Below are 18,681 nucleotides of genomic sequence, written 5' to 3'. Positions count from 1 at the left end.
ATAGCCGATGCGATGGGCGCTCGCCAGTCCGCGCCGGGATCGCCTAGCCGATGCGCGCCGCCTGCCCCGCCACGACGGCCCAGCCGCTCCCGGTCTCCCGCCAAAGGCGGGTGTAGGCATAACGTCCGTCGATCACGGCATCTGTGAACCGACCGGCGAGCGTCGCCTTCGTCGTCACGAGCACCATGTCGCCAATGACGGTATAGCGGGTGTCGGACAGGTCGAGGCGGCTCAGGTTCAGCAGGCCCTCGGCATGCGCAGCCAGATCCTGCTCCCGGTTTAGCACACTGCCGTCCGGTCCGGTGAAGACCAGCGCCGGATCGATCAGCATCGACAAGGTCGCAACGTCCCCCGCCACCATCGCCGATCGCAACCGTGCCTCGCAGCGTTCGACCTCTGCTACGCCATCCATGCCACCCTCCCGCGCAACGGCGGTAGCATCGCTACCACCGTCCATCCGATACGCTGCGGCCCAGCAGCTCGTCCACCCGCCGCCGCGTCGCGGGAGACGCCGCCGCGGGCAACGCATCGGGTGGGAAGAAGCACGCCTCGGCGAGTTCGACGCCATCGATCTGTGGCGTGTCGGCGGTCGTGCCACGGACGAGCCATACCGTATCGCGCCGTCCCTCGGCGCGCGCGTCCCATCGCCCGACGACCTCGGCCGCATCCAGCCGACACCCGGTTTCTTCCAGCAGCTCACGCAACGCCGCCGCGATCGTCGCCTCACCCCGCGCGATGCCACCGCCCGGCAGCATCCACAGATCGGACCGGCCATAGCGATGCCGCACCAGCAGCACCCGGCCCGATGCGTCGAACGCCATCACCTTCACGCCGCGCGTCCGCCACCCGACCAGCGCCATCGCGCGGCGACGCAGGCGATAGGCGAGATCGATCAGCGCACGCATTCCGCATGTTCTATCGGGTCGCGCGGGCGTCCGAAAGCTTGCCCTTGTCCGCCGAACCGGCAATGACGCGCGGGTTCAAGGGGAGCCGTTCATGTCCATCCTGTCCGACCGCTGGATTCGCGAGGCCGCGCAGACGCAGGCGATGATCGAGCCCTTCGTCGAAAGCCAGCGCCGCGACGGCTGCATCAGCTATGGCCTGTCGTCCTACGGCTATGACGCGCGCGTGGCGGACGAATTCAAGATCTTCACCAACGTCGACAGCGCGGTGGTGGACCCTAAGGACTTTGCGTCGAACAGCTTCGTCGATCGCAAGACCGACGTGTGCATCATCCCGCCCAACAGCTTCGCGCTGGCCCGCACCGTCGAATATTTCCGCGTGCCGCGCGACGTGCTCGTGATCTGCCTCGGCAAATCCACCTACGCCCGGTGCGGGATCATCGTGAACGTCACGCCGCTGGAGCCCGGCTGGGAAGGCCATGTCACATTGGAATTCTCCAACACAACCCCGCTGCCCGCCAAGATCTACGCCAATGAAGGCGCCTGCCAGTTCCTGTTCCTGAAGGGCAACGAGCCCTGCGAGACCAGCTACGCCGACCGGGCCGGCAAATATATGGGCCAGCGCGGGGTCACACTGCCCCGCCTGTAATCCGCACGGGCGCGCCCCGAGCCGCCCGGCTGCGGGGCCAACCGCCGGTTCAGCGCGTCGCGAGCGTCGTCGACGTCAGCCGTGACAGGCCTCGCGTCGCCACGTCATGCGATGAGAGCACGGCACCGTTCGGCATGTCCATTGCCACCGCCGGCCGCTCCAGCACCCCGCGATACAGCGCGCGGGCATCCGCCGTCCGCCCCGTGCGCAGATAGGCCGCCGCAAGGTTGAGCATCAGTTCGGGACGATCCGGGAAAATCCGGCGCTCTGCCTCGATCTGCTTCGCGGCCGTGGCGAAATCGCCGGCTGCGATCGCCTGATAACCGGTGCGGTCCGCCGCCAGAGCCGGCGTCGCCAGACATGCACCCGCGAGCATTGCTGCCACCATCACACGCATAGCACTATCTCCTTCCCTGCATGACGTGCAGGTTTCACTTTTATGACACTAACGTGTCACTTCGGAGACAGAGTCGCAAGCGCTTTGATCAGCCCTCGGGCGAACCGCTGACGATGCGGTCCCCCAGGCCTGCGTAGAAGCCGGCAATATCGTGCAAATGCAGCGCGCTCGGGCGCAATCGCGCGCCGATCGCATAACGGCGCAGGTCCGGCGATCCGGCATCCCGCCACCCCGATGTCAGCCAACGGGCCTGCGGCACGTCCCCGCATCCTACCCGCCCCGCATCATGAAACAGGCACAGGCGCGACCGTTCGAGGGCGCGCAGTCGCCGCTGGGCCGGGCGGACGTCCCATCCATCCGTTTCGTAAACGGCGATGCGGGTTGCGGTATCGGGCTTCAACGTCAGCAGCCGCGGCCGTGGGGCGAGGCATGTGACGTCCAGCAACACCCCCAAAAACCTGTCGAGCTCTCGCAGGCAATTGCCCACGTAGCGGGCGCGGACCACCGCCTGTGGCCCCTCCACCATGGGATCGGCCCAGGGCGCAAGTCCCGCGATATGGCGCGCGCCCTGTCGCAGCGTCGCATGGGCAAGCGCGACCGACGTTTCCGGAACGGCGGGATGTCGGGACGTTATGCGTGCGGCGACAGCCGACGCTCGGCCCGTCACGACAGGCTGGTCGGGGGGATCGCTTCGCGCGCCAGCCGGTCGGCACGCAGGCGCTCGGTCCGCTCGGCGCGGCTGGCCATCGCATCCCAGCTTGCGGCGGCGCGCTCGGACTGAAGACGGACATTGTCCAGCGTCGCTGCATCGGCGACACCACGCTGGATCATCGCCTGACGGCGGCAGAAGGCGGCATCGTTCGACATGGCTCAACCCCAGACGAGAAACGAGATGCCGACGCCGCCCCTATCGGACGGCCTCGGATCGATGTCAGGCGGCGAGGATTAGTCGACGCTGTGCAAGTTGACCGCGGCCATCTTGCCGCGGCGATCCTCTTCCAGATCATAGCCGACGCGCTGATTCTGGGTGAGCGTCGCAAAGCCGGCGCGCTCGACCGCCGAGATGTGGACGAACGCATCCGTGCCGCCGCTCTCAGGCGCGATGAAGCCATACCCCTTGTCGGCGTTGAAGAATTTGACGGTGCCGATCGTGCTCATGGGAAATCCCTTCTTTCGTGACAGGCGGAACGCGTGTCGCTGCGCCTGATGCCGGGCTGCAGGGAAAGAGGGAGAAAGGGTCGCAGAGCGCCGATAAACCGTCGATATGCGACTATAGCGAAAGGGATATGGGCGTGGGGTGCCCATTCTGCAAGGGGGGCCGGGACGAGGGGCACGTTTGCCTCTCCATCGGGGACCGGCACGTCGGGCTTCGAAGGCTCTTGCGGCGTTCGGGGCGCCTGCTGGGTAGCGAACGCGCAATAAGGTGCTCTGGCCAAGGCCGGGGGATGTTCGGCAAGGCGACAGCTTCTCCGGGCCTGAGCCAAGCCGTCAGGATAGGCGTACGGACGCCCGTTGCTCGGCCTCAAGCCCGTCGGGTGCCTACCCTCAACAAGAGAGGCTCCTGACGATCTTCGAAAACCATCGCCGCAGCGCAGGTTGGGATGTTGCGCGGCTGTCGCCTAGCGCTTGCCTGGAAATGCCAACCTCGGAGGAGACACCACAACAGCGGCTTCGCGCGGTCCTTCCTGACCGTCCCCCCAGACATATCCAAGCGGCCGCCGCGCCATGAGAGCAACAGTATCGGGACTGTGCGGGGCAGTGGATGCAGACCAAGTCCGGCATGACGGAGCGGCCCTTTGCAACCGCCTCCACGAAGGCTGGAATAGTGCCCGGCCAGGCGTGATCGGCCGAGCACCGGCTCAGCATATCCAGCCATCCGTTTCAGCGGCTCAGCGGCTCAGCGGCTCAGCGGCTCAGCGGCTCAGCGGCTCAGCGGCTCAGCGGCTCAGCGGCTCAGCGGCTCAGCGGTCCCACAAGGCCTGACCGAAGCAACCCCTCCGCCCTGACGCACAAAAAAAAGGCGGCCCCGGATGGGACCGCCCTGTCATCGTACCGTTCGGCGTCGATCAGAAATCGTTGCGATACTGTTCGTTGCCGATGAAGCCGAGCTTCGTGACCGCCGAGCGCTTGATCACCGCCAGCGTCTGGTCGACCTTGTCGTACTTCGCCTGCGGGTCCGGCTGGAAGTGCAGTTCCGGCTCCGGATTGATCGCCGCAGCGGTGTCCAGATACTGACGCAGCGTCACCTCGTCGACCGGCTGACCATTCCACGAGACCGTGCCGGCCGCGTCGATGATGATCTTGTTCTTCTGCGGATCGACCGGCGGCTTCTGGTTACGCGGATCGTTGACCGGAAGGTCGACCTTCACCGCGTGCGTCGGGATCGGAAGGGTAATGATGAACATGATGAGGAGCACGAGCATGACGTCGATCAACGGCGTCGTGTTCATGTCCATCATCGGCTCGCCGTCGTCCGAGCCACCACTCATTGCCATGTCAAATACTCCTGGGTCGGGCGGGGCAGATCAGCCACCCGCGGGTGGCGGCTGCGAGATGAAGCCGACCTTGGCGAAGCCTGCCTGCTGCATCGTGTAGATGGTGCCGCCGATGCACTTGTAGGGCGTGTTGACGTCGCCGCGGATATGGACTTCGGGCAGTTCGAGGTTCGGGTTGCCCGCGCCGCCCTGGCGTTCGATCTCCAGCTTCAGCTTGTCGACCGCGCGGGTCAGCAGGTCCTTGCTGGTGATCGGCGACGTGCCCCAATAGACGAGGCAGTTGCCGTCCGGGCCGCTCGTCACCGACAGCAGCACGTTTTCGGGCTTCGTCGTCGTCGGATCGAAACGGACCTTGGGCAGAACGATGCCCTTGACCGTCTGGATCGCCACCGGAACGGCGATCAGGAAGATGATGAGGAGCACCAGCATCACGTCCACGAGTGGCGTGGTGTTGATGTCCGACATCGGTTTCTCGGAGGAGCCTCCTCCTCCAGTGCTCATCGCCATGTGCGAGCTATCCTATCCATTCCTTATGGCCGGACGCCATCTGCCGCAGTGGACGAAGCCACGGGCACCGGCGCCGGCGGGTTGCGGGATGGGCCGATGCCGGCACATCCCGCAGCCTCGTCGCTTACGGGCGCGTCTGCACGCCACCGGCCTGGCCGGCGGTCGTGGTCGCGGCAACCGGCTTCACCGGCGCCTTCGAAGCGGCACCTGCGATCGTCGGCTTCACGGCGCCGTTCGAGGCGAGGAAGCCCAGCACGTCGTTCGAGAAGGCCGACAGGTCTTCCGCGATCGACTTGTTGCGGCGCTGCAGCCAGTTGTAGGCGAGCACGGCCGGAACCGCGACGACCAGGCCGAGCGCGGTCATGATGAGCGCCTCACCGACCGGGCCTGCGACCTTGTCGATCGAGGGGTCGCCCGACGCACCGATCTTGATCAGCGCGCGGTAGATGCCGACCACGGTGCCGAACAGACCGATGAACGGCGCGGTCGCGCCGACGGTCGCGAGGAAGGCGAGACCGCCACCCAGCTTCGAGTTGATCGCCGCTTCCGAGCGGGCGAGCGAACCGTGCAGCCAGTCGTGCGCTTCGACCGGATCGGTCAGCTTGGCGTGCTGGTCCTGCGCCTGCAGGCCGTCGTCTACGAGCTGCTTGTAGGCCGAGTTCTTCTCGAGCTTGGCCGCGCCTTCACGCAGGTTGCTCGACTGCCAGAAGCCCTGACGGACGCGCTTCGCCTGGTTCATGATCTTCTGCTGCTCGAACAGCTTCGAGAACAGGATGTAGAAGGAGACGATCGACATCAGCACGAGGATCGTGAAGACCGACTGTGAGATGAGGCCGCCTTCCTTCAGAGCGGCCTGCAGGCCGAACTGGTTTTCGGCTGCCGCGGTGCCGCCGGCCGCGAGAATGGTGGTGAGCATTTGGGTTAAATCCTTGTCAAACGGTGTAGAAGTTCGGGGAGGATCCGCCCGTCGTCCGGCCTATTCCGGATAACGGGCGGACCGCATCATTCCTTCGGGATCTTCCAGACCACGCGCCGGGTCTGCGTCGTGGCGATCGGGTTGCCGCTGGCGTCCTGCGCCGGGGTATAGCGTCCCCGCCGCGTGATCGCCGCACAGGCTGCACGATCGAGAGCCGACGAGCCGCTGGACGAGGTCGTCCGGCAATTCTCCACCCGGCCAGCGGTGCTGATCGTCCAGGCGATCACGCTGGTGCCCTCTTCGTTGTTGCGAAGCGAGCTGGGCGGATAGTCGTCGTTCGTGATCCACGCCGACGGGTCACCCTTCGCACCCGCAGCCTTGCTGACGACCGGCGGAGCCGGCGGCGCAGGGGGTGCAGGCGGGGCCGGCGGCGCTGCGATCGGCGTCAGATTGACGGCCGGCGGCGGCGTCGTGACCGTCTGGATCACCACGGGGGGCGGATTCGGATTCTGCACGATCGGCGGCGGCGACACCACGGGCGGCGGCGTCATCGGCGTATCGGGCGGAGGGGGCGGCGGTTCGTCCGGCGGCGGGGGCGGCGGCTCCTCGACGTCGAACGTATTAAGCTTTTCTTGGGCCTTCTTCACGTATTGGTACGCGAGCCCGGTGACGAAGGCATAGCCCAGCGCCGCATGGATGAGCACGACGATGAAAATCGCGACCATCTTGCCACCGGACATCTTCTGGTCAGCATAGGCCATTCAGCAACGACACTCCCTAATCTCGTGGTCCTCGCGGCGCCTGGGGGAAGGACACGCGTAGGCCACTGCCCCGGCTGCGCCGGATATGGCAGTGCCGTCAGTCCTATCGCCCCGTTCCCCGCCGCGCAAACGCTTTGTCGGACGCAACAAACGTACAATCGCTTCGCGACAGAATTATTTCTGTATCGTTCAGGCGCGCTGGGCTAGCGCTACCGCCATGATCAGCGCCTTTCACCGTCGGCCGGCCGTCCTGCTCGCCTGCCTCGCCTCGGCCGTATCCAGCCCCCTTATTGCCGCACAAATGCCGCAGAATTCCGCGGTTTCGGCCACAAGCGCCTCACCCGGCATCAGCGCGCAGACCGCGCCGCCCTATGCCGACATCGCCGATCTGGTGATCGCGTCGCCGATCATCGCGGACGCCACGATCCGCTCGGCCCTGAAGCTGAAGGGCGCCGATTCGGCCGGCGTCGCGCCGGGCATGACGCGCTATTATGTCGAGGCCGATCTGGTCGCGCTGGTGCGCGGCGCGGGCGGATTGCCACCGCGAATCGGCTATCTGCTTGATGTGGCGCCCGATTCGGCAGGTCGTCAGCCAAAGCTCAAGAAACTGCGCGTTTTGCTGTTCGGACGGAGCGTGCCGGGCACGCCGAATCAGATCCAGCTCGTCGCGCCCGATGCGCAGATTCCCTGGTCCCCGACCGAAGACCAGCGCGTCCGCGCGATCGCGCAGAGCCTCGTCGCCGCCGATGCGCCGCCGGTCGTCACCGGCATCGGCAATGCCTTCCACGTACCCGGCGCGCTGCCCGGAGAAGGCGAGACGCAGGTGTTCCTGACCACTGCGAACGGTGCGCCCGTCTCGCTGACGGTGCTCCGCCGGCCGGGCGAGCAGCCGCGCTGGGCGGTCGCGCTGTCGGAGATCGTCGACGAGGCGGCGGCACCGCCGGCGCGCGACACGTTGCTCTGGTATCGCCTCGCCTGCGCCCTGCCCGCCGCGCTACCCGATCGCAGCACCGCCTCGCTCGATCCCGCCAATGCGGAGCTCGCGCGGCAGGATTATCGTTTCGTCTTGGAACAGCTGGGGCCCTGCGGCCGGACGCGCACGCTGCGCTGAGCCGGCCCGCGCCGCCGTTTACCGACGGTGACGGACCAGCGTGACCCCGATCGATTCGCCCGCCTCGGCGATGGCGAGCTTCACGATCTTCACCTCGACGCGCAGCACGCGCTCGTCGGCGAGGAACAGCGTCTCGCAGATATGGTCCGCGACCGCCTCGATCAGCGTGAAGTGCAGCCCCTCGGGCAGTGCGGTGGTCGCCGCATGTTTCAGATCGAGATAGTTTTTCGACGCCGACAGCGGCGTATCGGGCGCGAAATGATCCGGGCAGCGCAGGTCGACGGTCAGGTCGATGCGCAGCGGCTGCGGCAGGTGCGTTTCTTCCGAATAGATGCCGGTGAGCACCTGGACTTCGAGGTCGTGGACCTGCAGCTGAAGACGGTCTTGCATGGGCGGCGCCTCTAGCAAGCCTGCTTGCCGGACGCGAGTGGGGTGCGATCCTTGCGCATTCCGCTTGCCATCCGTCCCCGCGCGCGTCATGCGCGCCGCCGCCCGCTGTCGGGCGTGAAGGACCCCTGCCCGTGATCGCTTTCGTGCCGCTGGCTGATATCGATGGCGCCGCCGTCGAGGCGCTGCTCGACCGTGCGTTCGGCACGGACCGTCACGGGCGTACCGCTTATAAGGTACGTGGCGCCGCCGCCGCAGTGCCCGCGCTCAGCATTGCCGCGGTGGAAGACGGCACGCTGATAGGCTCGATCCAATGCTGGCCCGTCCTGCTGACCGGTGACGACGGCGTCGGTCATCGCCTGACCATGATCGGTCCGGTCGCGGTCGAGCCGGGGCGGCAGCGCGATGGCATCGGCCGCCGCCTCATGACGCAGGCGCTCGACGCGGCGGCGGAGCATGGCCTCGATCGGGCGCTGATGCTGATCGGCGACCCGGAATATTATGCGCGCTTCTTCGGCTTCGACGCATCGCGCACCGCCGGCTGGCGCTTGCCCGGCCCGGTCGAACGCCACCGTCTGCTCGCGCGCGGTGCCGATGTACCTGCCATCGATGGCATGCTGGGACCGATCCCCTCGCCAGCGGCGCACGCAAACGCCTGACCCGCTTTACGTCGCGCCTGCCAGCCCCTACCTCGCCCCCATGCCGATGGAGGAGCTTCCCGATCTCGCCGGTCTCAGCCTAGCCGAGATCGCCACCCTGGTCGAACAACGGCGCCTGCCGCCGGTCGAACAGTGGAACCCCGCGCATTGCGGCGACAGCGAGATGCGCATCGCGCGCGACGGCACTTGGTTTCATCAGGGGTCGCCGATCGGTCGCCAGACGATGGTGCGCCTGTTCTCCACCATCCTGCGCCGCGAAGAGGATGGCCGCTACGTGCTCGTCACGCCGGTCGAAAAGCTCGACATCGCGGTCGAGGACGCCCCCTTCGTCGCGGTCGAGATGAAGGCCGAGGGCGACGGCCGCAACAGCCGCCTCGCCTTCCGGCTCAACACCGGCGATCTCGTGAAGGCCGGCCCGGACCATCCGTTGCGCTTCGCCACGAGCGAGGACGGCCCGCGCCCCTATCTCCACGTCCGCGGCGGGCTGGAGGCCCTGGTCGCGCGGCCGGTCTATTACGACCTCGCCGAGCGCGCGCTCGCCGACCCGGAGCAGCCCGGCATCTGGAGCGATGGCGCCTTCTTCCCGCTGGACATGACCGCGTGAGCCTTGCCGCGCGGCTGGCTGCCGCCCTCGATACGGGACGGGCTGCGCAACCCGCACTGCTGACGGGCGATCATCGCGATCTCGAAACGCGCAGCGACGCCGATCTGACGCCCGCCGCGGTCCTGATCGCGGTGACCGACCGCCCCCGCCCCGGCGTGATCCTCACCCAGCGCACCGACACGCTCCGCAATCACGCAGGCCAGGTCGCCTTCCCCGGCGGTCGCCTCGATCCGGGCGAAGACCCGGTGACCGCCGCGCTGCGCGAGGCGGAAGAGGAGGTCGCGCTACCCCGCGCCCTCGTCGACGTGATCGGCAGCATCGCGCCCTATCGCACCGTTACCGGCTTTGCCGTCACGCCGGTGGTCGGCGTCGTCCCCGCCGACGTGCCGCTGGTGCCGAGCGAGGCGGAGGTCGCCAGCGTCTTCGAAGTCCCGCTCGATCATCTGCTCGACCCGGCGCAGCAGGTGGAGGCAAGCGCTGAGTGGCGCGGACAGACGCGGCATTTCTACGAAATCCGCTGGCAGGATCGCCGGATCTGGGGCGCGACCGCAGCGATGCTGGTCAATCTGTCGCGGCAGCTCGCATGGGCGTGACCCTGAACCTCGACCGCCTGAGCGCGCGCGAAGGCTTTGCGGCGCTGATCGAGGCGCTTGGCGGTCCAGACCAGACCCGGCTCGTCGGCGGCGTGGTGCGCGATACGCTGTTGGGGCTCGACCCCGCCGACGTCGACCTCGCGACGCGCCTGTTGCCCGACGATGTGCTTGCCCGCCTGAAGGCCGCCGGTATCCGTGCCGTCCCCACCGGCATCGCTCATGGCACCGTCACCGCCGTCCTCCCGTCCGGTCCGATCGAGGTGACGACGCTGCGTCATGACGTCAGCACCGACGGGCGCCACGCGGTCGTCGCGTTCACGGACGCGTGGGATGAGGACGCCGCACGCCGCGACTTCACGATGAACGCACTCTATGCCGATCCCGTCACGGGTGCGGTGTTCGACTCGGTCTGCGGCCTCGCCGATCTGAAGGCACGCGTCGTGCGCTTCATCGGCGATCCCTATCGCCGGATTGCGGAGGATCATCTGCGCATCCTGCGCTTCTTCCGCTTCCACGCCCGCTTCGGCGACACGATCGACGCGGAGGGCCTTGCGGCCTGCAGCGCCCGCGCCAACGACCTGATGGCGCTGTCGCGCGAACGGATCGCGTCCGAACTGCTCAAGCTGCTCATCGCGGCGCAGGCGGTGCGCGTCGTCAAGCTCATGATCGACCACGGCATCTTCCGCGCGGTCCTGCCCGAAATCGTCGATGCCACGCCGCTTGCCGAACTGGCGGAGCGCGAGGCGGCCGCCGGCATCGCGCCCGATGCGATCCGCCGACTGGCGACGCTGATCCCGCCCGCCGCGGCGGAAAGCGTCGGCGCGCGCCTCAAGCTGTCGAACGCCGACCGCAAGCGCCTCTGCGCTGCGCCCCAGGGTCCGGGCGAAGAGGGGCCGCGTGCGCTCGCCTATCGCGTCGGCATGGCGAGCGCGATCGACCGCCTGCTGCTCTCCGGCGAGGACGTGTCGGCGTTGCAGGAGTGGACGCCGCCCGCTTTGCCGATCGGTGGGGGCGCGCTGGTGGCGCGGGGGCTATTGAAAGGACCGCAGGTCGCCGCAGTCTTGCGCGCCATCGAAACGCGCTGGATCGCCGAGGGCTTTCCCCCCGCGGATCGTGTCGATCAGATCGCCGATGCAGCGGTCGAGGACGCCCTCGCCGCCCGGATCGTCGACAGCGCATCGACGGCTTCGAGCGGGCGCGCGTAAAGATAACCCTGACCAAAGGTGCAACCCAGCGCCGCGAGCGTCTGCGCCAGATCGTTGCTCTCAATGCCCTCCGCGGTCGTGCGCATGCCGAGTGCCTGCGCCAGGCTGAGCACAGCGCGCACGATCGCGATCTTGTCGCGGTCGGTCAGCATGCCCGTCACGAAGCTGCGGTCGATCTTCAAAATGTCGATCGGCAGCTTCTGGAGGTAGGCGAGATTCGAATAGCCGGTGCCGAAATCGTCCATCGCCAGCGTACACCCGAGCGATTTCAACGCGTGCATGATCCCCGCGATACGATCGGGATCGCTGACGATCGCGCTTTCGGTCAGCTCCAGCACGAGGCGGTCGCCCGTCAGATCGTGGCGGATCAGGGCCGCTTCGACGACCGGAGCGATATCGTCGCGCTGCATCTGGATCGCCGACAGGTTGACGGCGAGGCGCATGCCGCACGAGCCGCCGCATTCCTCGTCCCACCAGCGCAGCGTGCGCGCCGCTTCCTCGATCGCCCAGCGGCCCAGCGGCACGATCAGCCCCGATTCCTCGGCGACCGGGATGAAGGCACCCGGGTCATGCTCCACGCCGTGCGGGTCGCGCCAGCGCGCCAGCGCCTCGAACGAGACGATCGCACCGCTCGACAGGTCGCAGATCGGCTGGAAGGCGAGGCGCAGCTGGCGCTCCTCGATCGCGCGGCGCAGCGCGGTCTCCATCGCGAATTGCTCGCGCGCCAGCGTAAAGGCCTGGGTCTGATAGCTTTCGACCTGCAACCCCGACTTGGCGCGCTTCGCGGCGAATTGCGCGTTGCGGATCAGCTCCTCGGCGTCCTCGACGCTCTCGTCGGCATGCGCGATGCCGACCGAACATTCGATGCCGATCTCGTAATCGCTCAGGCGGAACGGCGCGGTCAGCACGCGCTGGATGCGCTCGGCGAGCCAGGTCGCCTCCGCCTGATCGTCGTCGATCCCCATCAGGATCCCGAATTCGTCGCCACCGATTCGCGCCAGCACGTCACGCGCGCGCAGCGCCCCCTTGATCCGGCGGGCAACGGTTATGAGCAGCTCATCACCGGCAAGGCCGCCAAGGCACGCATTCAGCCGCCCGAATCGGTCGAGGTCGATGACCAGAACTGCACACCGCCCCTGATCCTTCTGCGCCGTTTCGATCGCGTCGCCGAAGCCTTCGCGATTGGGCAGGCCGGTCAGGCTGTCGGTGGTCATCTCGCGGCGTAGCGAGCGTTCGGTGTGGACCTGCGCCGTCAGGTCGATGAAGGAAATCTGGCAGCGATCGCGCAGCGCCGGCGTCGGCCGTGCGAAGGTCACGCGGTAATAACGCGAATCGATCACCTGCCCGATCGACCAGTCGAAATCGGTGCGCATCTCGGTCGATCGAAGGAAGGCGTCGATACGACTCGCCAGCAGCGCGAGCATCGGCGACCGATCCGCCACCACGCCCAGTCCCGCGAGTCGGTAGGCCCGATTCATCGAGAGGAAGCCAAAGGCATCGCCCTCGCGCGCCACCTGCACCGCGGGGATCGGAATCAGCTCGAGATCCCGCTCGAGCATCTCCTGCGCGGCGGAAAACGGGGGCACCAGATCGGACGAGGCGGTAGCCATAGTCCCGTCCATAACCGGCGTTCGTTAAAGCGATCTGAAAGTCGGCCAGACGTTTACGCGGCCCCCGCCTGATCAGGCGAGGGCCGCGCAAGCCGTTTACAGGTGGATCGCCGCGCCGAACAGGAACGAGCGTCCCGCCAGCGCGTCATAATAGACGTTGGCCGCCGAAGACCCGCCCGTCGTTGCCGCCGCCGCATAGGGAATATTGCGATCGGTGACGTTGTTGACGTTGATGCGGAAATCGAAGCGCGGCGTGGCGTGGATCACGACGCCCGTGTTCCACATCACATAGCTGCCCACCCCCATCACGTCGCGCGTCCCGGGCTGCTCGGTCGGATCGAACACGGCCGGTCCGGTGTACAAGATCTGGTTGAACCAGGACACGTTGCCGCTGTCGAGCGTCGCGTTCAGGTTGGCCCGGTCGACGAAATTGCCGAGGCCCAGCTGCCCGCGTTCGTTCTGGATGCCGCTGTCGGCGCTGATGACGGCATATTGCTTGATGACGTGCTGATAGCTCGCCTGCACCGTCAGCCGACCGATCGAACCCGGCAGCGTCATCGGATAGGCCAGGGTCGCCTCGATCGCCCGGAACACCAGCGCGCCCTGATTGACGTACGGCTCCTGCAGCGCCGTCACCTGCCCCAGATTATCCGGACCAGTGCCGCGGGTGATCAGCCCACAGTAGAAGTTGTTCGGATAGTTGGTCGAATCGTAGCACCCCTTCAGTACCGATGTCGCCGACGAGGCGGTGATGACGTTGCGCAGATCGATGCTGATATAATCCGCCGACAGCGTCAGCCCGTGCAGGAAAGCGGGATCGAAGACGCCGCCGACGGTCCAGGACGACGACTTTTCGTTCTGCAGGTTGCGGTTGCCGATGATCGTGACCGGCACGGTCGCCGAATTGATCAGCGAGCTGAAGTTCGCCGGAACGCCCGCCGCCGCGCAATTCTTCGCCCGCACCGCCGGATTGGGTCCGGCGCTCACGTTGCTCTGATCGCACGGATCGTAGCCGCCGTCATAGGCAGGCTGGTTCGCCGCGAACAGCTCGGTGATCGACGGTGCCCGGATCGCACGGGTGTAATTGCCGCGGATTGCGAAGCCTGCCACCGGCGCCCAACGTCCGCCCGCCGTCCAGGTAAAGGCACCACCATTGGCCGAATTGTGGACGTAGCGGCCCGCCGCATTCACCTCCAACTCGTGGACCAGCGGGATATGCTGGTTCGGCCCGATCAGCGGCGCGCGCATTTCCCCGAACACCTCGTTGGTGACGTAGCTGCCTTCGACACCCAGGATCGGGATCGAACGACCCAGCGCCTGCGTGTAATAGGCGTCAGGCGAGAAGCGCGAATATTCGCGCCGGTTTTCATAGCCTACCGACACCCCCAGATCGCCCCCGGGCAGCGTTGCCAGCGCCCCCGTCAGCGTCGCCAGGAAGTCGCGCTGGCTGGTGATCGATTGCGTCCGTGCCATGGTCGTCACGTAATCGCGGGCGGCCTGCGTCGGCGCTCCGTTACCGAACAGATTGAGCGGTGCGCAGGTCTGCGAAATTGTGCCGTTATATTGCGGCGTGTTGGGCGGCGCGGTGGGATCGTTGGGATCGGGATTGAACGCCGCGCAGACGATATTGCCATTGGCATCGGTGCCCACGTTCAGCGCGCGGCGCAGGTTCGGCTCGACCAGGCTGGGGATCAGCGACGTGCCGCTCGTCCGCCCGTAATTGGCCGAGGCATCCCAGGTCCATTTGTGGCCCAGCGCCTGGAAGTCGCCGGTGAAACCGCCGACGAAGCGGTACATGTCCTGCTCCAGCCGCGACACGCCGGTGACGAGGTCCGTATTCGCCCGGCCCAGATAGAAGACGTCGTTGTCGCTCGCCGGCAGGCCGTTCGCCAGCAGGTTCTGGACGATGATCGCCTTGGCCTGAGGGTTCAGGAAGGGGTTGCCCACCTTCATGATGTAGTTGCCGTTGATGTCGAAGGCGCCCGGTGCCGCCTGGCGGAAGAAGGCGGTGTTATAGACCGGCTGGCCGGCGAGGTTGGTCGCGTTGCTGCGCGAATACCAGGCCTCACCATAGGCCTTCACCGAGTCGGTCAGCTGGTAATTGAGCAGCGCCGTCGCGTTGAAGCGATTGTCGTTGACGCGCAGGTTGGTGATGTTCGCCATGTCGAGCGCATCGCCGCCGAGGAACGTCGTCGGATCGGTCGTCACCTGCCCGGTGTTGAACGGCACCAGCGTGCCGTCGGGCGCGAAGCGCAGCAGGTTGCCGTTGGCGTCGGTGATGCTGCGCGTCTTCCCCAGCGTACCGCGATCGAGGAAATAGGGATTGCCGCCCGGCTCACCCAGGAAGGTGCGCACGTTCTGCACGAGCACCTTCTGATAGGGCGCATTCGCCAGCGGCTGTGTCGGATTGCTCGGATCGAACGGCGTGATGAAGCCCGACTGCTGGGCGATCACGCTGCGCTGGCTGCCAAGCAGGCCGTCGTCGTGATTATATTCCGCATCGACGGTGATGTTGCCGCGACCACCCGCGAAGTTCTTGCCGACCAGCGCACGGACGCGCTGGTTGCCCAGGTCACCGCGCTGGCTGATCCCGGCCTGCCCGTCGAGGTCGATGCCCTCGTAATCGTGCTTCAGGATGATGTTGACCGTGCCGGCGATCGCGTCCGAGCCGTAGATGGGGGCGCCGCCGATCGACACGGTGTCGACGCGCTCGATCAGCTTGGTCGGGATCGTGTTCAGGTCGACCTGCCCGCCGCCGCCCGCCGACGAGAAGACGGTCGAGGCATTGGCACCGACGAAGCGCCGGCCGTTGACCAGCGTCAGTGTGCGCTGCGAGCCCAGGCCGTACAGGTTGACGAAGCTCTGGCCGACGCCGAACCCGTTGCCTTGGTTGCCCAGCGACGAGCTGTCCGGCACCGCAAAGCCCGGCAGCTGATTGATCGCATCGGCGACATTGGCATAGCCGCGATCGTCGAGCAGCTTCGAATCGATGACGTTGGTCGGCTGGGCATTGTCGATCGAGGGGCGCCGAATGCGCGATCCGGTGACGACGATGTCGTCGCTTTTCGCGCCGGAGGACGTCGGCGTCGGCGCCGCCTGCGCAGGCGTGGAGGCGGTGGCATCGGTGGTCTGGGCTAGGGCCGGCGTGGCGATCATCGCAGCGGAGATCAGGCACGCCGACAGGCTCGTGGTGGAGAGCAGGGTTTTGGTGAACACGACAGGATCCCTTTTGTTTTCCTGACGCGAGCGCTGTCACAGCGCTGTAACATCACTCAAATTACAAATTTTTCACTAGATGACGAGCAGATTACGTCAGTGTTGCAGTCCATTATTGCACCTGAAAAACCCACCGACTTTCAATGCCTTACCTTGTTCTAATAGAAGTGCTATTTTTAGCACAGTCCTTTTATTTGCCGGCAAGGACAGCAGTGCTTCCGCTGTTCATCGATCATTCAGCGGGATGAGAGGGTTCGACCATCACCTCCGTCATTGCGGGCACGGCGAAGCCATCAGAGCCGGACCGGGACGCCCTAGAGGACGTCGCGCTGCTCGCAATGACGATACTGGGGAACGCTCCCCTCACCCCCCAAAGCGATTGTCGCGGGGGAAGCCGGTCGGCGGTGTCCGCCCCGCGGCACCGCGCGCGGTGCGCCACAGCGACAGGTCGCTTTCCGTCCGGGTGCGTCCCGTGTCACCGCCCATCGGCCAGCTCATGCCCTCGGCGAAGACGAAGGTCGTCGCGTCGGACAGGCTGCCTTCGCGGAAGCGCTGGATCTGCACCCCCTGCCCGCGCGTCATCACCGGCAGCTCGGCGATCGGGAAGACCAGGAATTTGCGGTTGTCGCCGATCGCCGCGATGTAATCCGCGTTGGGCACCACCGGCCGCACGACGAGCAGTTTCTGCCCGACGCGCGGCGTCATCACCGTCTTGCCCTTGCGCGTCTCGGCGATCACGTCCGCCACCGGCACGCGGAAACCGCGTCCGTCGGTCGCCGCGATCAGCAATTGCTCCTGCGCGCGCGCATTGAGGAAGGCAGCGACCCCGACCGACCCGTCGAGGTCGATCATCGCGCGCACCGGCTCGCCGAAGCCGCGACCGCCCGGCAATTTATCGGCCGCCAGCGTGTAGAACCGACCGTTCTCCGCTGCGAGCAGCAATTTGTCCGTCGTCTGCGCGTGGAAGGCAAAGGCGGGGCCGTCGCCTTCCTTGAACTTCAGCGTATCCGACGCGGCAAGGTCGACATGCCCCTTCATCGCGCGAATCCAGCCACGCTGCGACAGGATGACGGTGATCGGCTCACGCTCGATCATCGCTTCCAGCGGGATATCACGCGTCGGCGCCGCTTCCTCGATCCCCGTCCGCCGCGCGCCCAGCGGCGTATCCGGGCCGTAGCGGTCGCGGATCTTCTTCAGGTCGCGCTTCATCCGCCGCTTCTGCTTGGCGGGATCGGCGAGCAGTCCTTCCAGCTCGGCCCGCTCCTTGTCGAGCTTGTCGCGCTCGCCGCGAATCTCGAACTCTTCCAGCCGCCGCAGACTGCGCAGCCGCATGTTGAGGATCGCCTCGGCCTGCCGGTCGGTCAGGCTGAATTCCGCGATCATCACCTGCTTGGGCTCGTCCTCGGTGCGGATGATCTCGATCACCCGGTCGAGGTTGAGATAGGCGATCAGATAGCCGTCAAGCAGTTCGATCCGGTCGGCGATCTTGCCGAGGCGATGCCGCGTGCGCCGGTCGAGCACGACGAACTGATGCTCCACCCACGCCTTCAGCGCCCCGCCCAGCGACATAACGCGTGGCGTCCGCTCCTTGTCGAGCACGTTGAGGTTAAGGCTGATCCGCGTTTCGAGGTCCGAAAAGCGGAACAGCCCGTCCATCAGCACCTGCGGGTCGACGGTGCGGCTGCGCGGTTCGAGCACGACGCGAATCTCGGCATCCGATTCGTCGCGTACGTCGGCCAGGATCGGGAATTTCTTGTCGTTGATCAGGCCGGCGATCTGCTCGATCAGCTTGCCCTTCTGCACGCCATAGGGGATCTGGCTGACGACGATCTGCCAGCCGCCGCCCTTTTCGCGCTCGATGTCCCAGCGCGCACGGACACGGAAACTGCCGCGCCCGGTCGCATAGCTTTCCGCGATCACCGCCGCCGGATCGACGACGATGCCGCCGGTCGGAAAGTCCGGCCCCTTAACATAGTCGAGCACCGCGGCGTCGGGGCAATCGGGCTTGTCGACCAGCATCATCGCCGCATCCAGCAATTCGGCGGCGTTGTGCGGCGGGATGCTGGTCGCCATGCCGACCGCGATCCCGGCGGCGCCATTGGCCAGAAGGTTGGGGAACAGGCCCGGGAACAGCTCGGGCTCCTGCTCTTCGCCATTATAGGTCGGGCGATAGGCGACGGCGTCTTCGTCCAGCCCGTCCATCAGGTCGATCGCAACCTGCGTCAGCCGCGCCTCGGTGTAGCGATAGGCGGCGGCGTTATCGCCGTCGATATTGCCGAAATTGCCCTGCCCATCGACCAACGGATAGCGCAGCGCGAAATCCTGGGCGAGGCGGACCATCGCGTCATAGACCGACTGGTCGCCGTGCGGGTGATACTTGCCGATCACGTCGCCGACGACACGCGCGCATTTCTTATAGCCTTGCGCGGGATCGAGCTTCAGCAGCCGCATCGCCCACAGCAACCGCCGATGCACCGGCTTCAACCCATCGCGCACGTCGGGCAGCGAGCGCGCCGTGATCGTCGACAGCGCATAGACGAGGTAGCGATCCGACAGCGCGGTATCGAAGGGCGCGTCGAGCACGCCCACCGGAGGGTCCTGAAAATCGGTGGCCATATCGGGAACGATAGCAGGGGACGGCCCGCGATCCAACCGGATCGGCAGGGCGG

Annotated in this window: 20 protein-coding genes; 6 read left to right on the top strand and 14 right to left on the bottom strand. The window is 66.5% G+C overall.

What is annotated here, in order from left to right; all coding sequences use genetic code 11:
* Positions 1–43: 43 nt before the first annotated feature.
* Both SPHME3_RS0109505 and SPHME3_RS0109500 read right to left on the bottom strand, forming a co-directional pair.
* Positions 44–412: a nuclear transport factor 2 family protein gene (locus SPHME3_RS0109505; RefSeq protein WP_017979398.1), complete on the bottom strand. Its 369-nt coding sequence runs from the start codon at positions 410–412 to the stop codon at positions 44–46.
* Between the two features lie 31 nt (positions 413–443).
* Positions 444–905 carry an NUDIX domain-containing protein gene (locus SPHME3_RS0109500; protein ID WP_017979399.1) on the bottom strand — a complete coding sequence of 154 codons (462 nt, stop codon included), beginning with the start codon at positions 903–905 and terminating at the stop codon, positions 444–446.
* 91 nt (positions 906–996) lie between these two features.
* Between SPHME3_RS0109500 and dcd the strand changes: the two genes are divergently transcribed.
* Entirely contained in the window at positions 997–1,551 is a 555-nt protein-coding gene (gene dcd, locus SPHME3_RS0109495; protein WP_017979400.1) for a dCTP deaminase, read from the top strand.
* Positions 1,552–1,600: 49 nt separating this feature from the next.
* Here dcd and SPHME3_RS0109490 read toward each other — a convergent pair whose 3' ends face one another.
* The 8 genes from SPHME3_RS0109490 to SPHME3_RS0109455 all read right to left on the bottom strand — a co-directional run bounded on the left by SPHME3_RS0109490 (position 1,601) and on the right by SPHME3_RS0109455 (position 6,627).
* The gene (locus SPHME3_RS0109490) at positions 1,601–1,948 is read right to left on the bottom strand and encodes a tetratricopeptide repeat protein (RefSeq protein WP_020486549.1); all 348 of its coding nucleotides are present in this window, start codon (positions 1,946–1,948) and stop codon (positions 1,601–1,603) included.
* A gap of 88 nt (positions 1,949–2,036) precedes the next feature.
* Entirely contained in the window at positions 2,037–2,474 is a 438-nt protein-coding gene (locus SPHME3_RS0109485; RefSeq protein WP_017979402.1) for a hypothetical protein, read from the bottom strand.
* 137 nt (positions 2,475–2,611) lie between these two features.
* Positions 2,612–2,815 carry a hypothetical protein gene (locus SPHME3_RS0109480; RefSeq protein ID WP_017979403.1) on the bottom strand — a complete coding sequence of 68 codons (204 nt, stop codon included), beginning with the start codon at positions 2,813–2,815 and terminating at the stop codon, positions 2,612–2,614.
* Between the two features lie 78 nt (positions 2,816–2,893).
* Positions 2,894–3,106: a cold-shock protein gene (locus SPHME3_RS0109475; RefSeq protein ID WP_017979404.1), complete on the bottom strand. Its 213-nt coding sequence runs from the start codon at positions 3,104–3,106 to the stop codon at positions 2,894–2,896.
* Between the two features lie 908 nt (positions 3,107–4,014).
* A complete protein-coding gene (locus SPHME3_RS0109470) occupies positions 4,015–4,443 on the bottom strand; it encodes an ExbD/TolR family protein (RefSeq protein WP_024310303.1) in 429 nt (142 codons plus the stop codon).
* A 30-nt stretch (positions 4,444–4,473) separates the two neighbouring features.
* Positions 4,474–4,950: an ExbD/TolR family protein gene (locus tag SPHME3_RS0109465; protein WP_024310304.1), complete on the bottom strand. Its 477-nt coding sequence runs from the start codon at positions 4,948–4,950 to the stop codon at positions 4,474–4,476.
* 124 nt (positions 4,951–5,074) lie between these two features.
* Positions 5,075–5,866, bottom strand: a complete 792-nt coding sequence (locus tag SPHME3_RS0109460) for a MotA/TolQ/ExbB proton channel family protein (RefSeq protein ID WP_017979407.1) — start codon at positions 5,864–5,866, stop codon at positions 5,075–5,077.
* A gap of 86 nt (positions 5,867–5,952) precedes the next feature.
* A complete protein-coding gene (locus tag SPHME3_RS0109455) occupies positions 5,953–6,627 on the bottom strand; it encodes an energy transducer TonB (RefSeq protein WP_017979408.1) in 675 nt (224 codons plus the stop codon).
* Between the two features lie 301 nt (positions 6,628–6,928).
* Between SPHME3_RS0109455 and SPHME3_RS0109450 the strand changes: the two genes are divergently transcribed.
* Positions 6,929–7,738, top strand: coding sequence for a hypothetical protein (locus SPHME3_RS0109450; protein ID WP_017979409.1), 810 nt, complete (start codon positions 6,929–6,931; stop codon positions 7,736–7,738).
* An 18-nt stretch (positions 7,739–7,756) separates the two neighbouring features.
* Here the strand turns inward: SPHME3_RS0109450 and SPHME3_RS0109445 are convergent, their stop codons facing one another.
* The gene (locus SPHME3_RS0109445) at positions 7,757–8,128 is read right to left on the bottom strand and encodes a dihydroneopterin aldolase (protein ID WP_017979410.1); all 372 of its coding nucleotides are present in this window, start codon (positions 8,126–8,128) and stop codon (positions 7,757–7,759) included.
* Positions 8,129–8,259: 131 nt separating this feature from the next.
* On the opposite strand from SPHME3_RS0109445, the gene SPHME3_RS0109440 reads away from it, so the two are divergent.
* From SPHME3_RS0109440 to SPHME3_RS0109425, 4 genes are read left to right on the top strand one after another with little or no spacing between them, the layout of a single operon-like run.
* Positions 8,260–8,784, top strand: coding sequence for a GNAT family N-acetyltransferase (locus SPHME3_RS0109440; RefSeq protein ID WP_017979411.1), 525 nt, complete (start codon positions 8,260–8,262; stop codon positions 8,782–8,784).
* Between the two features lie 40 nt (positions 8,785–8,824).
* A complete protein-coding gene (locus SPHME3_RS0109435) occupies positions 8,825–9,388 on the top strand; it encodes a DUF1285 domain-containing protein (RefSeq protein ID WP_017979412.1) in 564 nt (187 codons plus the stop codon).
* Positions 9,385–9,981 (top strand): CoA pyrophosphatase, encoded by a 597-nt coding sequence (locus SPHME3_RS0109430; protein WP_017979413.1) that lies wholly within the window; start codon positions 9,385–9,387, stop codon positions 9,979–9,981. Before SPHME3_RS0109435 ends, SPHME3_RS0109430 begins: the two co-directional genes overlap by 4 nt.
* Positions 9,972–11,186, top strand: a complete 1,215-nt coding sequence (locus tag SPHME3_RS0109425) for a CCA tRNA nucleotidyltransferase (protein ID WP_017979414.1) — start codon at positions 9,972–9,974, stop codon at positions 11,184–11,186. The genes SPHME3_RS0109430 and SPHME3_RS0109425 overlap by 10 nt, the downstream gene beginning before the upstream one ends.
* On the opposite strand, the gene SPHME3_RS0109420 is transcribed toward SPHME3_RS0109425, so the two are convergent.
* The 3 genes from SPHME3_RS0109420 to parC all read right to left on the bottom strand — a co-directional run bounded on the left by SPHME3_RS0109420 (position 11,102) and on the right by parC (position 18,628).
* Complete coding sequence (locus tag SPHME3_RS0109420; protein WP_017979415.1) at positions 11,102–12,796, bottom strand: putative bifunctional diguanylate cyclase/phosphodiesterase; 1,695 nt, start codon at positions 12,794–12,796, stop codon at positions 11,102–11,104. The two genes, SPHME3_RS0109425 and SPHME3_RS0109420, sit on opposite strands and share 85 nt — an antisense overlap.
* A 96-nt stretch (positions 12,797–12,892) precedes the next feature.
* Positions 12,893–16,012, bottom strand: a complete 3,120-nt coding sequence (locus tag SPHME3_RS0109415; protein WP_017979416.1) for a TonB-dependent receptor domain-containing protein — start codon at positions 16,010–16,012, stop codon at positions 12,893–12,895.
* Positions 16,013–16,375: 363 nt separating this feature from the next.
* Positions 16,376–18,628 carry a DNA topoisomerase IV subunit A gene (gene parC / locus SPHME3_RS0109410; protein WP_017979417.1) on the bottom strand — a complete coding sequence of 751 codons (2,253 nt, stop codon included), beginning with the start codon at positions 18,626–18,628 and terminating at the stop codon, positions 16,376–16,378.
* Between the last annotated feature and the right edge of the window lie 53 nt (positions 18,629–18,681).

Origin of the sequence: Sphingomonas melonis DAPP-PG 224, assembly GCF_000379045.1 — a bacterium.
GTDB lineage: Bacteria > Pseudomonadota > Alphaproteobacteria > Sphingomonadales > Sphingomonadaceae > Sphingomonas > Sphingomonas aquatilis.
Note: the sequence above shows the minus strand (reverse complement) of the source record. Positions and strands in the feature narration are given on the sequence as shown.